At 50.1% G+C, this 13,001-nt stretch carries 14 protein-coding genes and 1 pseudogene; 13 read left to right on the forward strand and 2 right to left on the reverse strand.

Features of this window, described 5'->3' with window-relative positions:
- Window positions 1-23: 23 nt before the first annotated feature.
- The 5 genes from ABYP33_RS05540 (at window position 24) to ABYP33_RS05560 (ending at window position 5,210) form a co-directional block, all read left to right on the forward strand.
- On the forward strand, window positions 24-1,460 hold the full coding sequence (locus ABYP33_RS05540) for an aspartate kinase (protein WP_373089215.1): 1,437 nt from the start codon (window positions 24-26) through the stop codon (window positions 1,458-1,460).
- Window positions 1,448-2,362: a hypothetical protein gene (locus ABYP33_RS05545; RefSeq protein ID WP_373089217.1), complete on the forward strand. Its 915-nt coding sequence runs from the start codon at window positions 1,448-1,450 to the stop codon at window positions 2,360-2,362. The genes ABYP33_RS05540 and ABYP33_RS05545 overlap by 13 nt, the downstream gene beginning before the upstream one ends.
- Before the next feature lie 48 nt (window positions 2,363-2,410).
- Complete coding sequence (locus tag ABYP33_RS05550; RefSeq protein WP_373089219.1) at window positions 2,411-3,832, forward strand: sodium/proline symporter; 1,422 nt, start codon at window positions 2,411-2,413, stop codon at window positions 3,830-3,832.
- Between the two features lie 505 nt (window positions 3,833-4,337).
- A complete protein-coding gene (locus ABYP33_RS05555; protein ID WP_373089221.1) occupies window positions 4,338-4,580 on the forward strand; it encodes a hypothetical protein in 243 nt (80 codons plus the stop codon).
- A gap of 177 nt (window positions 4,581-4,757) precedes the next feature.
- Complete coding sequence (locus ABYP33_RS05560; protein ID WP_373089223.1) at window positions 4,758-5,210, forward strand: DUF3465 domain-containing protein; 453 nt, start codon at window positions 4,758-4,760, stop codon at window positions 5,208-5,210.
- A gap of 4 nt (window positions 5,211-5,214) precedes the next feature.
- Here the strand turns inward: ABYP33_RS05560 and ABYP33_RS05565 are convergent, their stop codons facing one another.
- On the reverse strand, window positions 5,215-5,988 hold the full coding sequence (locus tag ABYP33_RS05565) for a TSUP family transporter (protein WP_373089225.1): 774 nt from the start codon (window positions 5,986-5,988) through the stop codon (window positions 5,215-5,217).
- A 204-nt stretch (window positions 5,989-6,192) separates the two neighbouring features.
- On the opposite strand from ABYP33_RS05565, the gene hflK reads away from it, so the two are divergent.
- From hflK to ABYP33_RS05580, 3 genes are read left to right on the forward strand one after another with little or no spacing between them, the layout of a single operon-like run.
- Window positions 6,193-7,278, forward strand: a complete 1,086-nt coding sequence (hflK, locus tag ABYP33_RS05570) for an FtsH protease activity modulator HflK (RefSeq protein WP_373089227.1) — start codon at window positions 6,193-6,195, stop codon at window positions 7,276-7,278.
- A complete protein-coding gene (gene hflC / locus ABYP33_RS05575; RefSeq protein ID WP_373089229.1) occupies window positions 7,275-8,249 on the forward strand; it encodes a protease modulator HflC in 975 nt (324 codons plus the stop codon). Before hflK ends, hflC begins: the two co-directional genes overlap by 4 nt.
- Before the next feature lie 25 nt (window positions 8,250-8,274).
- Window positions 8,275-8,397, forward strand: coding sequence for a hypothetical protein (locus ABYP33_RS05580; protein WP_373089231.1), 123 nt, complete (start codon window positions 8,275-8,277; stop codon window positions 8,395-8,397).
- A gap of 323 nt (window positions 8,398-8,720) precedes the next feature.
- Here ABYP33_RS05580 and ABYP33_RS05585 read toward each other — a convergent pair whose 3' ends face one another.
- Window positions 8,721-9,641: an acyltransferase gene (locus ABYP33_RS05585; protein ID WP_373089233.1), complete on the reverse strand. Its 921-nt coding sequence runs from the start codon at window positions 9,639-9,641 to the stop codon at window positions 8,721-8,723.
- A gap of 356 nt (window positions 9,642-9,997) precedes the next feature.
- Here ABYP33_RS05585 and ABYP33_RS05590 point away from each other — a divergent pair, with 356 nt between their 5' ends.
- The 5 genes and pseudogenes from ABYP33_RS05590 to ABYP33_RS05610 all read left to right on the forward strand — a co-directional run.
- Window positions 9,998-10,180: a YciI family protein gene (locus ABYP33_RS05590; RefSeq protein ID WP_373089235.1), complete on the forward strand. Its 183-nt coding sequence runs from the start codon at window positions 9,998-10,000 to the stop codon at window positions 10,178-10,180.
- Window positions 10,181-10,224: 44 nt separating this feature from the next.
- Window positions 10,225-10,583 (forward strand): annotated as a pseudogene (locus ABYP33_RS05595) (DUF1428 domain-containing protein).
- A 350-nt stretch (window positions 10,584-10,933) separates the two neighbouring features.
- Window positions 10,934-11,227, forward strand: a complete 294-nt coding sequence (locus ABYP33_RS05600) for a YceI family protein (protein WP_373089237.1) — start codon at window positions 10,934-10,936, stop codon at window positions 11,225-11,227.
- A gap of 189 nt (window positions 11,228-11,416) precedes the next feature.
- Window positions 11,417-12,820, forward strand: coding sequence for an ethanolamine ammonia-lyase subunit EutB (locus ABYP33_RS05605; protein WP_373089239.1), 1,404 nt, complete (start codon window positions 11,417-11,419; stop codon window positions 12,818-12,820).
- The coding region (locus ABYP33_RS05610; RefSeq protein WP_373089241.1) for an ethanolamine ammonia-lyase light chain EutC at window positions 12,810-13,001 on the forward strand (192 nt) is incomplete at its 3' end. The genes ABYP33_RS05605 and ABYP33_RS05610, both read left to right, overlap by 11 nt.

Below are 13,001 nucleotides of genomic sequence, written 5' to 3' on the forward strand. Positions count from 1 at the left end.
TTTTAATTCAAGGGAGAGTAGCAGTGGGACACAGTGTAGAGAAAATTGGCGGCACCTCAATGACCAACTACGAGGCGGTGCGCGACAATGTGATTTTAGCGGGCGGTGAAAGCGGTAATATATATCAGCGTATATTTGTGGTTTCAGCCTATGGCGGGGTAACCGATTTACTGCTGGAAAATAAGCGCACTAGCCATCCGGGCGTATATGCTCTGTTTGCCGATGACGGCGCTGAAACGTTGTGGCGTGATGCCCTGAGCGATGTCGGTAATGCCTTAAAAGAGATTAACGCTGGCTTATTTCCCGACGCTGAGCAACTGGAGGCTGCCAATACCTATATTGAAGCCCGCTTGTGTGAAGCTGAGCGCTGCATGGATAATTTGCACCGGCTCTGTCAGCACGGCCATTTTGGTTTAGAAGATCATCTGCTTACCGTGCGGGAAATGTTAGCGAGTATTGGTGAAGCACACAGCGCGTGGAATACCGCTACCCTACTCAAGCGCGATGGCGTTAATACTTGTTATATTGACTTGTCGGGCTGGCGTGCCGAGGAAGCACTGCCACTTGACCAGCATATTACCGAGGCGCTGGCAGGTATCGACTTAAATACCACCTTGCCGATTGTTACTGGTTACGCTCATTGTAAAGAAGGCTTAATGGCAAGTTTCGACCGCGGTTATAGCGAAATGACGTTCAGCCGTATGGCTGTCATCAGTGGCGCCCGTGAAGCGGTTATTCACAAAGAGTATCACCTTAGCAGTGCCGACCCTCGCCTAGTGGGAGCCGATAAAGTGGTGCCGATTGGCCGCACCAATTACGATGTTGCCGACCAGCTCGCCAATTTGGGTATGGAGGCTATTCACCCCCGCGCGGCGAAAGGTTTGCGTCAGCAAAACATTGCTCTGCGGGTTAAAAACACCTTTGAGCCAGACCACTCCGGTACATTAATTGACTGCGATTATCGCAGTGAAAAGCCTTGTGTAGAAATTATCGCGGGTCGCAAGCAAGTCTATGCCTTGGAAGTATTTGACCAAGATATGGTGGGAGCGCTGTGGCGGTATGAGCAAAAGATACTGGGTGCCATTGAACGCTATAAGGGCACAGTGATTACCAAAGATATTAATGCCAATACCATTACCAATTATTTGGGCGTTAATCTAAAAACCGTAAAACGCATTGTAAGCGCGGTTAAAGAATTGTTCCCCGACGCGGAAGTCAGTACCCGTAAAGTCGCTATAATTTCTGCTATCGGCAGCGACATGCAGGTGCCGGGTATGTTGGCTAAAACGGTGGTTGCCTTGGCGTCGGCCAATATCAGTGTATTGGCTATGCACCAGTCGATGCGTCAGGTCGATATGCAGTTTGTGGTAAACGAAGATGATTACGAGAAGGGTGTCGCGAGCTTGCACCGCTGTTTGGTCGAAGTACACGACCACGGTGAAGCCATATGCGCAGCATAATACAGGGGCTTATCCTCTGTTGGGCGCTGCTGCCCCTTTTTGCTGTTGCGGTTGACAGTGCTGCGCCAACGCCTAGCGAAGCGCAGCCGAGTGCGGCCCAAGTCGATGCCAGTATCGACAATTTAGAAAAGCCGCTCTACTCCCCCTTTATTGAGCGTTATATGCTCGATGAGGTACGCAATTTGCGTATTGACATGGAGCGCGCTCACCGCGAATTGGCTGCCGAAGTCGTCGACCGAGAATTAGGCGCTGCCGACAAAGCGGTGTCTTATGCAACCAATACTGTCACGTATTTTTTCTACCTCATTGCTGGGGTGAGTTCGGCCTTGGTGTTAATGGGTTGGAACTCGGTGCGCGATATTAAAGAAAAAGTGCACAGTGTTGCCAATGAGCAAGTCGCCGAATTGGTTGAAGAATACGAGAAGCGTCTGCGCGCGATTGAAAAGCAATTAAAACAAGAAACTGCCCATATCGAGTCTAACCGCGAAGAAATTACACTTACCCAAGAGATTCATTCGCTGTGGTTACGCGCCAGTCAAGAAACGAGCCCGGCAGGTAAAATTGCAATTTACGATCAAATTCTCGGTGTTAGAGGCGACGATATTGAGGCAATAACCTATAAGGCAGATGCGGCACTGGATCAGAACGAACCTCAGTGGGCAATAAATCTTTGCCAGCAGGCGCTGTTGCTGGATGAAACCAATGCCCATGCATTTTACCAGTTGGCTTGCGCTCACACTTGTCAGGGTAATCTTGATGACGCCGCGCGCTACTTTACTCACGCGGTGGCACAATCGGAATCCTATCGAGAAGAACTGTATCGCGATCCAGCCTTGGCTGAATTGCGCGAACATCCTCTGCTGATAGAGCTACTAACGCCGACAGTGGAGAGCGCTTCATAGGCGTTGTGCTCACTGTCGCCACTAAACCAGAATAGATTGGATCTGAATATGGTAACTGCATGGAGTTTCGCAGCCTTTTTAACAGTATTTGTACTGATCGGGCTGTCGTCATTGTTTTTAAACAAACATCATAGCAGCGATTATTATTTGGCCAGTAATTCGGTACAGCCGTGGTTGGTAGGCTTGTCTGCGGTAGCCACAAATAATAGTGGTTATATGTTTATTGGCGTTATTGGCTATACCTACACGGTGGGCTTGTCGGCATTTTGGGTCATGGCGGGTTGGATCGCTGGCGATTTTATTGCTTCGCATTTAGTACACCGAAAGCTGCGCGCGACTACCGAGAGCACCGGCCAGCTCAGCTATATTGGTGTGCTCAGTAATTGGACCGGCACAACCATGGGCGGTTACCAAAAGCTTGCCGCACTTTTATCTTTAGTGCTATTGCTCGCCTATGCTGCTGCGCAATTGCTGGCCGGTGGTAAAGCCTTGCAAGCCCTGTTTGATTGGCCGCGCTGGGCCGGTGCTGTAGTAGGCTCGGTATTGGTCGCAGCCTATTGCTTAGCGGGTGGTATTCGCGCTTCAATTTGGACCGACGCTGCTCAATCAGTCGTGATGATTACCGCGATGGGCGTTTTACTTTGGGTTGCTGTCGCGGCCTTAGGCGGCCCAGATGCCACCGTTGATGCGCTTTATCAAATACCAAATTATATGAACTGGTTTCCCGAAGACCTCGCTTTTCCCGGCGCGGCGGGGGCAATACTATTCGCCTTGGGTTGGCTGTTTGCCGGCTTCTCGGTGGCGGGCCAACCCCATGTCATGGTGCGCTTCATGACCTTGGCCAATACCGGTGACATGACACGCGCACGGGTTTGGTATTATCTGTGGTTTGTCGCTTTTTACTTGATGGCCACCGCCGTTGGTTTGTTGTCGCGCTTATATTTGCCAGAAATTGGCAGCTTTGACGCCGAGTTGGCGTTGCCAACTATGGCCTTGGAACTATTGTCACCGATTATGGTTGGACTGATCTTGGCGGGGATCTTCGCCGCCACCTTGTCTACAGCAGACTCGCTAATCTTGAGCGCATCCGCTGCCCTCACCCACGACCTCTCATCTAAAAGTATTGAGCGCCCCTTGTTGATCAAATTTGCCACTTTTGGTGTGACGCTATTTGCATTGGGTTGGGCGTTGCTCAGCGCCCAAACGGTATTTGGTATGGTCGTCATGGCGTGGTCTGGATTAGCAAGCGCCTTTGTTCCGGTGTTAGCAATTTTTATAAGTGGTCGTCGTCCCAATGAAGGTACGCTTATCGCCGTCAGTGCGGTTGGCATTTCCACGGCATTACTGTGGCGTTACTTCGATCTGCATAATATGGTTTACGAAGGCTTGCCTGGTATTGCTGCGGGTATCGCTACCTACCCTGTTGCCCAGTGGTTGAGTAATAGTGTAAGCGCCAAAGCCGCTGCTTAGCGTGCATCGGCAAGCTTGGCAGCGGTAATACGCTGCGCATTATTAACACTCCGCACTTTATACCCCCTAATGAATAGCGGTGTATGAGGTGTGCAACCCTTTCCCGCTCCTTCATTTCACGGTTGGCCTAGTCTATAGCGCGTTAGTGAGCCAGACCTATTCTTCAAGGGTGCCTGTTTGTATCCAATCGATGAATGGTTCTTGTCGCCGAAGATTTCGTGCTGACGTGTGGCGCAATTACACGCTAAGGTAAGGACCATTGCGGCAGAGAATGTGTAATAGAGGGGCGCTTCGGTTTTGATATAATTCGCACACTTCCAGTTGACGATAGAATATATTTTCTGGGCCTATTCAGGTCTGCCTAGGTCACTGCCGTATCAATAGCGGTTTTGAAAATCACAATTTGATTAGCTCATCAGATCAATAACTTTATTGCGTAACACTGTGTGAAGTAGCTAATCACTATGAACAGCACAAAGAAACTTGCTGCAGCCGTCATGCTGGTATGGTTATCAAGCTAAGCGCCGCCGAACGGTTGGCACCCGTCCTTGGTCTTCTGGGTAGTGTTGGTGTTGGCGGTTTTCTCGGCCTAGAAGCATTGCCTTTAGATCCATCTGCGCTAATGGGTAGCGGCACTAATTTGCTCAGTATTGGCAATCTGCCGGTTACTCCAGCAGACCTACTTAGCTTGCTGGCGTTAGTCCCGCAGCAGGCGGGAACAGATGCGCTTCTGACTGGGTATTTATAGGCGTGAATAAATCACGCCTATTGTAAAAAAACAGTAATATTGGCGTCGGCTTGCCACATTCCCTCCACCGCGCATTTCTGCTGATATCCTTTACAATACTACGGGCGCTTGTCTAGGGCGTCGCCACACGCCATAGTATTGCCCAGTAAATTCTGTGTGGTGAAGGATGGCATTGTCATGAAAGCAATTATCTTAGTCATTATTGTCGTGATAATTGCAGTAAGCTACAGCTGTCGTGCCAATAGGCCAGAAAGAATGACGGACGCTTTGTCGTCTAGCGTCGCTAGGATCGCCGAGGCTGATCAAATTCTTGGTGAGGCTTACAAAAATAAACGTAGCGATATCCAGGTGCAAGGTCAGGGCCGAGTTGAAAAAATTCTCCCCGATGACAGTAAAGGCAGTCGCCATCAAAGATTTATTCTCCGTCTTAGCTCTGGGCAGACCTTATTAGTTGCCCACAATATTGATCTCGCGCCGCGTATTGCCGGTTTGCAGGTGGGTGATAGTGTCGGCTTTTTCGGTGAATACGAGTGGAACCAGCGCGGTGGCGTGGTGCACTGGACGCATCGTGATCCCGCTGGCCGCCATGCCCATGGCTGGCTAGCGCATCAGGGGCGGCGCTATCAGTAAAAGTTTAGCTTAAGGCTTTCCACAAACCCAATAGGCTAATGACGAGTAGCGTGAGACCTAAAAAGCGAAAGAACAACGGCGTTTCCGCCTTGAGCATATGCTGGTGAAAGCGCAGACCAATGACATGGCCAATGGCCGCGCAGGGTAGCAGCCAGAGATGGTGAATTAGCTGTAAATCAATTCCCGCGTAGATAAACGCGCCTAGCTTAATACCAACAAAAATAAACCACAGCGCAAATAAGGTGTCGCGCAATTGCTCTCGGGCAATGTGTTGCGCGGCAACCGCAATAATTAATGGCGCGCCAATCAAGGAGGTGCCGCTAATATAGCCGCCGACAATTAAAAATAAGGCATCAATAAATTTGCTATTACTTTTAAAAGGCTTGTTGGCGATATAGGAGATGGCATAAGCCGAGACGATAGAAAAAATAATAATGCTAAGGGTGTCGGCTGGTAAAGTGATTAAGCCAAACACACCTAATAGCTTGGGCACAATCATAATGCCGAGCATATAACGCAAATAGGGCCAATTCACGGTGCTGGTATGCCTGCGGCCAATCGCTTGGCTGCTGCGATTATTTAAGATCAAGGTGATCGATGAAAAAATGAGCAATTGCACCGAAATCAAGGGCAGAAAAACCAAGGCCTGGTTATGTACAAGTAATAGGAACGGTAGGCTTAATACTGCGCCGCCAAAGCCTAGCCCAGAGCGTACAAAGCCGCTCCAAATAAAAATAATGCCGATCAGTGCATACTGATAGAGGGCGAGGTCGGCCATCAGAATCCTGTTTGGTTTGGGAAAATAAGGTGGGGCGCGGTACGCTGATTGTAATGGGCGAGGCGATAAAATCCTAGCGCGTAGGAGCCAACGATTTCATAACGTATATTGTGTCTTTACTGCAATACTCGGCCGCGCGGCTTGCAATCTCTGCTCCGTAGCCCCATTAATAGATATGCTGAACTCTAATTAAAGGCTGATTCAATGTCTGCTCGGAACAATAACGGTGCCAAAGACCCCTGGGGCTCGGGCCAACAGTCGCCCCCAGATTTAGACGCGATTATTAATAAGGGCGTAAAAAACTTAAAAGACAAATTTTCGGGAGGTGGGAGTGGCGGTAAAGGCAGTGGCGCTGGCGGTTTTGGTCGCGCGCTGCCTATGATTTTATTGTTTGCTGCGGGTCTTAGTCTGTGGTCCGCTTATTATACCGTGCCCAGCGATTCAGTGGCGGTAGTTCAGCGTTTTGGGATGTATCTAAAGGAAGTTCCCCCCGGTCTGCACTTCAAATTGCCATTGGGCATTGATAAATCGACCGTAGTGCCAGTAAAGCGCCAGCTCAAGCAGGAGTTTGGTTTTTCGACACCGGGCGCGCGAGATGCGTATCAAGGTAGTCGCGACGGTAATCTGGAAACTCAAATGGTGACCGGCGATTTAAACGCGGCATTAGTCGAGTGGGTGGTGCAGTACCGAATTTCTGATCCCGTAAAATTCTTATTCGCTGTACGCGAACCGGCAGAAACGCTGCGCTATGTGTCAGAGTCCGTAATGCGGGAGGTGGTGGGTGACCGTACAGTAGACGAAGTTATTACCATTGGTCGTCAGGAAATTGAAATTGAAGCCCTGCTAAAAATGCAAGCGTTGTCCAGCAAGTATGAAATGGGCATCAATATTGATCAGGTGCAGCTCAAAAACATCAATCCACCTCGCCCTGTGCAGGAATCCTTTAACGAGGTAAACCAAGCTCAGCAGGAAAAAGAAAAGCTCATTAACGAAGCGCGCCGCGAATACAATAAAGTCATTCCGCTGGCCGAAGGTGAGAAAGACCAGCGCATTCGCGAGGCCGATGGTTATCGTTTAAAGCGCATTAATGAGGCTGAGGGTGATGTTGCTCGCTTTAACGCATTGTTCACCGAATACCGTAAAGCCCCGGAAGTTACTCGGCGCCGAATTTACATAGAAACCATGCAGGAGATTATGCCCAATATTCAAAACAAAATTTTGGTCGATGACGATATGAGCGGCTTGTTACCGCTGTTAAACATTGGCGAACAAAAGGGCAGCAAAAAATGAAAAACACAAAATCGATTGCCGCCATGATCTTATTGTTTGGCGGGTTGTTTGTCTTGATGAGTTCGGCCTACACGGTTGATGAAGTCGAGCAGGTCATTATCACTCAGTTTGGTAAGCCGGTTGGCGAGCCAGTGACCGAGGCCGGCCTAAAGTTTAAAGTGCCTTTTATTCAAGAAGTTAATCCCATCGATAAACGGGTCTTGGAATGGGACGGTACGCCATCGGACATGCCGACCAAAGATAAGCTGTATATCTCCGTTGATTTATTTGCACGCTGGCGTATTGTCGACCCGCTGCAATACTTTTTGCGACTGCGCGATGAACGCAGTGCCCAGTCGCGCTTAGACGATATTCTGGGCAGTGAAACCCGCAATGCCGTAGCCAAGCACGAACTAATTGAAATTATTCGTACTACTAAAGACCGCATCCCCTTGCGCGATGCGGCACTGGCGTCCTCTTCTCAAGGCTTAAATATGGGCGCATTAGTGCCGATTGAAAAAGGTCGGCAGATGGTGGAACAAGAGATCTTTACCGAGGCCGCGGAGAAGGTGGGTGTCTTTGGTATTGAGCTGCTCGATATTCGATTTAAGCGCATTAATTACAACGCCAGTGTACGACCTAAAATCTATGATCGTATGATCAGTGAGCGCCGCCAGATTGCCGAGCGTTTTTTATCTGAGGGTAACGGCGAAGCTGCACGGATCCGAGGTAACCGCGTTCGCGAGTTAAACAAGATTCAGTCTGAGGCCTACCGCGAAGTAGAAGAAATTCGCGGTCTTGCCGACGCTAAAGCTACCGAAATTTACGCAAGCGCCTATAATCAAAGCTCGCAGTCGGTAGAGTTTTATGAATTTACTCGAACCATGGCGGCCTACTCATCACTTGTTGATAAGAAGACCACCTTGGTACTGTCTACCGACAGTGATTTGTTCAAGTTCCTAAAAGGCATGACCCCGCAACCGGGGAAGTAGCATCACCGAGTAAAGGAGCATTACAATGAGTAAAGCGCAAAAGAGTAATAAGGAAACTAAGAAAAAGCCGGCCTTGTCGCAAAAGGAAAAGCGCCAAGCTAAAAAATCGAAAGTCAGTTCAAGACCAGACCCTTTCGCTAAGCTTTGACTTTGTCGGGCGGTGGCGCGCAAGCGCCCCGCTTTTGATTTTGTAACCCTTACCGGCGATGCCTAAAGTTTATCAAAATTGTTTATGTGCAATAGGTTTAAGCGCTGGAGCCACACCTAGTAACACGCCCAATCCGCAAGATTTCTAGCCTAATCAACTGAGAGTCTTTGTAGGTCTCCATAGTTTAATCGGTGCCCAGAAAGGTGAGCTCAACGCCAAAAAATTGTTATTCTATACCGATGTGGGTAATCAGCTCGGCGGATCTGTAAGCTATTGATTTACTATGTCGTCAGTCTCGTATTTTAGCCGGGTGGGTAGCCGAATTAGAGAGCGCCTGAATCGCTGCCGTTAAAGTCTTTATGAAGGCCTTTAAGTAGGCGGTCTTTGTCGGCCCACAATTCCGATACCCACTGTTGAAACTCCCCGCGAAATTGCTCATCGCTCAAATAGTCGCGACTTAGAAAGCGTGGCGCTATTGTCTGCTTTTCAATACGCACCACAACCTTCTTCACGCGGCCGGACAGAAAATGCCAAAAGCTGCGATCATCGCAGGGGTAGTAAATGGTGAGATTGAGCATAGTGTGTAATTGCTCACCCATTGCGCCTAAAACAAAGGCTGCACCGCCGGCTTTGGGTTTTAGCAGGTGCTGATAAGGCGACTGCTGCAGCTGATGTTTGGCTGGCGTGAAGCGAGTACCCTCTAAAAAATTGAATACGGTGACAGGCGTATATTTAAATTTTTCGCAGGCCTTGCGCGTTGTTTCCAGGTCCTTGCCTTTTAAGCTGGGGTTCTTGGCAATCTCGGCTGCGGAATAGCGTTTCATAAAAGGAAAGTCTAATGCCCACCAAGCAATGCCGATCACAGGTACCCAAATCAACTGCTGTTTAAGGAAAAACTTAAGCATGGGGATTTTGCGAAAAAGCACTTTTTGGGCGACTAAAATATCGGCCCAAGACTGATGGTTGCAGGTGACAAAATACCAATCGTCGAGGCTTAAGTCCTCCGCGCCTTCAATATCCCAATGGATATCATTGATGACGTGGAGCAATACATTATTGAAACCCACCCATAAATTGGCAACTTCAATCGATGCCACGGTACACCAGCGCCGCCATGCTGTGATCGGAATGACTAATTTAAGTATCGCCACCAGTAACAAAAATGGGACTAGCGTTAGCGTGGAGCAAATAATTAAAAATAGCGTCAGGCTGCCGCGCAGCCAGTGGGGGAGAAAGTTCAGCATGAGTTTTTATCTTTAACCGCCTTGAGTTGTGGCTATTGTAACGCATGAACACATTGTTGCAGAGCCTTTGTCACGCCCTCAAGGAATCTTCTATTACCAAAATTTAAAGTCCGGCGGTGGTAGTAGGTGCTTGCTTAAGAATAAGCTTGGCCGAGTAACAAAAACAATTAGCGGTGTCTGTCGAATTGCGGTCGTCTCAGAGGACTAAGCTGATATGCGAAAGCGACCAGCGAAAGTAGAGGGAGTTATCATGAAATAACTGGGTTTGGTCTATGGCGAAAAAGCCAAAATGGCAGAAATGGGCGATGCCGAATGTATTGCCTGGCGAGACGCGTTAATCGAAAGCGGTCACTTTATTGCCGGTAAGCACAGCCACCACCCTGCGTCCGCGAAACGGAAAGCTGGCGATTACCGATGGGGCCTTTGCTGAAACCAAAGAGCCGTTGGCTGGTTGCTACCTGCTCGAAGCCAGGGGTTTAAATGAAGCGCTAACTAAAGCGGCCAAGATTCCCCCCGCGTGGGAGTTGCCGGCAGATTAGTGATATCTAGGAGCGTGAATCAATATGATCAAGGAGAGTAAATAATGACTTACGTCGACGGTTTTGTACTACCCGTACCCGAGAAAAATCTCGCGGCTTACTGGGCAGTGGCCAAAATAGCTGGCGGGATCTGGAAGGAGCACGGAGCCTTGGCTTATATGCGTGTGTGGCAGATGATGTAAAGACTGGGGTTCACACTTCTTTTCCGCAAAGTGTCAAATTAGCGGCAGATGAAGTTGTCGTGTTCTCGTGGATTGTTTTCGCATCTCGACAAGAGCGCGACCGCATTAATGCCGCTGTAATGACAGATCCGCGCATTGCCGAGCTGATGTGTGCCGAAAATGTGCCCTTTGACGGCAAGCGTATGATCTACGGCGGCTTTAAAACGATGGCAGGTATGTAAATAGGATTAGCGTCGTCGTCCTATAAATAGGTGATAAATGGCAGTGGAGTTGCGCAATGAAGCGAAATATTTGGGTCTATTTCTGTTCACTTGCGTAGTGATATTGCTTGCCGCTTGCCGCTTGCCGCTTGCCTGCCTGTGGCCAATCAGGCTCAAACCCCGGCGAAGGTCTTTACCACAGAAGCACCTGCAGGGGCTTATACGCTCGACCCCGCTCATGCGGATCTGTCATTTCGCGTTAGCCATTTGGGCTTTTCGGTGTACACCGCACGGTTTGCAGAGTTCACGGCGGAGCTTTATTTTGATCCGGCGACGCCGAGGGCAATGAGGGTGAATGCCACCATTGATCCGTGCGCTCTCTTGTACTGTCATCACCGCCCGAGGGTTTTCTCGACACCTTGCCGGGCCCGCAATGGCTGGATACCGCTCAGTATCCGCAGATTAGCTTTCGCTCGACAGGTGTCGAAACCGTTGCTGGGCGTGCGCTGCGGATAACGGGTGATCTCACTCTTCATGGCGTCACTAAACCGGTTGTGTTCGATGCGACATTTAATGGCGGTTACGCCGGCCATCCCCTCGACCCACATGGCCGGATCGGCTTTTCGGCGCGGGGCATGTTTAAGCGGTCTGATTTTGGTATTTGAATAGGCATTCCGGCGCCGGGTTCGACCATAGACGTGGGCGATGACCTAGAGGTTATTATTGAGGCAGAGTTTACTGGGCCGCCGCTCAAGCAAGGCTAACGCTTATAAATAGATGAAGCTTGGGGTTTGAATGTAATCGTGTCGCGGTCGGGGTAGGATAGGGGAGTCCTCTCCCAGTGCAGGTACAGTATGAGCTTCAAGATTCAATTGGGTCGGCACAGCTATCATTTTGCTGATTTAAAAACGCTGCTGGCCAAGGCGAGCCCAGCCCGCTCGGGGGATTATTTGGCGGGTATCGCCGCCGCTAGCCATGAAGAGCGCGTGGCCGCGCAATGGGTCTTGGCAGATCTGCCCTTGCGGCATTTTCTGAATGAGCTGGTCATACCTTATGAAAGCGATGAAATTACTCGGCTCATTGTTGACGGTCACGATCTTGCGGCCTTTGCCCCGGTAGCGCATTTAACGGTTGGCGGCTTTCGCGACTGGCTATTGTCAGATGCTGCCGACACAGCTGCGTTAACGGCCCTCGCGCCAGGCTTAATGCCGGAAATGGTCGCGGCAGTTAGCAAATTGATGCGGGTGCAAGATCTCATTGTTGTGGCCAAAAAGTGCGAAGTGATCACTCACTTTCGCAATACCATTGGCTTGCGCGGTCATTTTTCTACGCGCTTGCAGCCAAATCACCCAAGCGACAATGCGGCGGGGATTGCCGCTAGTCTGATCGACGGCCTGCTTTATGCCAGTGGCGACGCGGTGATTGGCATTAACCCCGCATCTGACAATACCCAGACGGTTGGCCGACTATTGGGCTTGTTAGATGAGTTTATTCAACGCTTTGAGATTCCCACTCAATCCTGTGTGTTAACCCATGTCAGTACGACGCTGGCGCTAATAAACCAAGGTGCACCGGTAGATTTGGTCTTTCAGTCGATTGCAGGCAGTGAAGCGGCCAACAGCAGCTTTGGCATTAATATTGCAATGCTCAATGAGGCGCATGACGCGGCACAGTCACTTGGGCGCGGCGCGGTTGGCAATAATGTGATGTATTTTGAAACCGGGCAGGGCAGCGCCCTGTCGGCTAATGCCCATCACGGCGTCGACCAACAGACTATTGAAACCCGTGCCTATGGGCTGGCACGACAATTTTCGCCGCTTTTGGTGAATACCGTGGTCGGCTTTATTGGGCCTGAGTATTTATACAACGGTAAGCAGATAATTCGCGCCGGCTTAGAAGACCACTTTTGCGGTAAGTTGCTCGGTTTGCCGATGGGCTGTGATATTTGCTACACCAATCACGCAGAGGCAGATCAAGATGACCTAGACACCTTGCTGACCCAGTTCGCCCTCGCGGGAGGCAGTTTTATCATGGGCGTCCCGGGCGGCGACGATATTATGCTGAATTACCAAAGTACCTCGTTTCATGATGCTCTCGCGATTCGGCGGCTATTATCGCTGCCGCCCGCACCGGAGTTTTTACAGTGGTTGCAAAAAACCGAGATTATGGATGCCAAAGGCAATTTGCTGAGTGGGCAGTGCCTACCTCCGGTGTTTGCGAAAGCACTTAACTTTACGGAGGCTGGCCATGGGCAATAGTACAATCGATAGCTGGCAGCCGCTGCGCGGCTACACCAGCGCCCGCATTGCACTGGGGCGGGTGGGTGTGGCTACTAGCACCGCGGTAAACTTGCAGTTTCAACTCGATCACGCCCGGGCCAGAGACGCGGTCCACCAAGGTTTAAATGTGGACGCGCTGGCGGCGGTCTGCACCGCTACC

Source organism: Zhongshania sp. (assembly GCF_041584495.1).
Taxonomy (GTDB): domain Bacteria; phylum Pseudomonadota; class Gammaproteobacteria; order Pseudomonadales; family Spongiibacteraceae; genus Spongiibacter.

Bases quoted from the DNA above. Each gene is read 5' to 3' on its own strand.
- ABYP33_RS05545 (WP_373089217.1), top strand. From the start codon at position 1,448: ATGCGCAGCATAATACAGGGGCTTATCCTCTGTTGGGCGCTGCTGCCC.
- ABYP33_RS05550 (WP_373089219.1), top strand. From the start codon at position 2,411: ATGGTAACTGCATGGAGTTTCGCAGCCTTTTTAACAGTATTTGTACTG.
- ABYP33_RS05555 (WP_373089221.1), top strand. From the start codon at position 4,338: ATGGTTATCAAGCTAAGCGCCGCCGAACGGTTGGCACCCGTCCTTGGT.
- ABYP33_RS05560 (WP_373089223.1), top strand. From the start codon at position 4,758: ATGAAAGCAATTATCTTAGTCATTATTGTCGTGATAATTGCAGTAAGC.
- ABYP33_RS05565 (WP_373089225.1), bottom strand. From the start codon at position 5,988: ATGGCCGACCTCGCCCTCTATCAGTATGCACTGATCGGCATTATTTTT.
- hflK (WP_373089227.1), top strand. From the start codon at position 6,193: ATGTCTGCTCGGAACAATAACGGTGCCAAAGACCCCTGGGGCTCGGGC.
- hflC (WP_373089229.1), top strand. From the start codon at position 7,275: ATGAAAAACACAAAATCGATTGCCGCCATGATCTTATTGTTTGGCGGG.
- ABYP33_RS05580 (WP_373089231.1), top strand. From the start codon at position 8,275: ATGAGTAAAGCGCAAAAGAGTAATAAGGAAACTAAGAAAAAGCCGGCC.
- ABYP33_RS05585 (WP_373089233.1), bottom strand. From the start codon at position 9,641: ATGCTGAACTTTCTCCCCCACTGGCTGCGCGGCAGCCTGACGCTATTT.
- ABYP33_RS05605 (WP_373089239.1), top strand. From the start codon at position 11,417: ATGAGCTTCAAGATTCAATTGGGTCGGCACAGCTATCATTTTGCTGAT.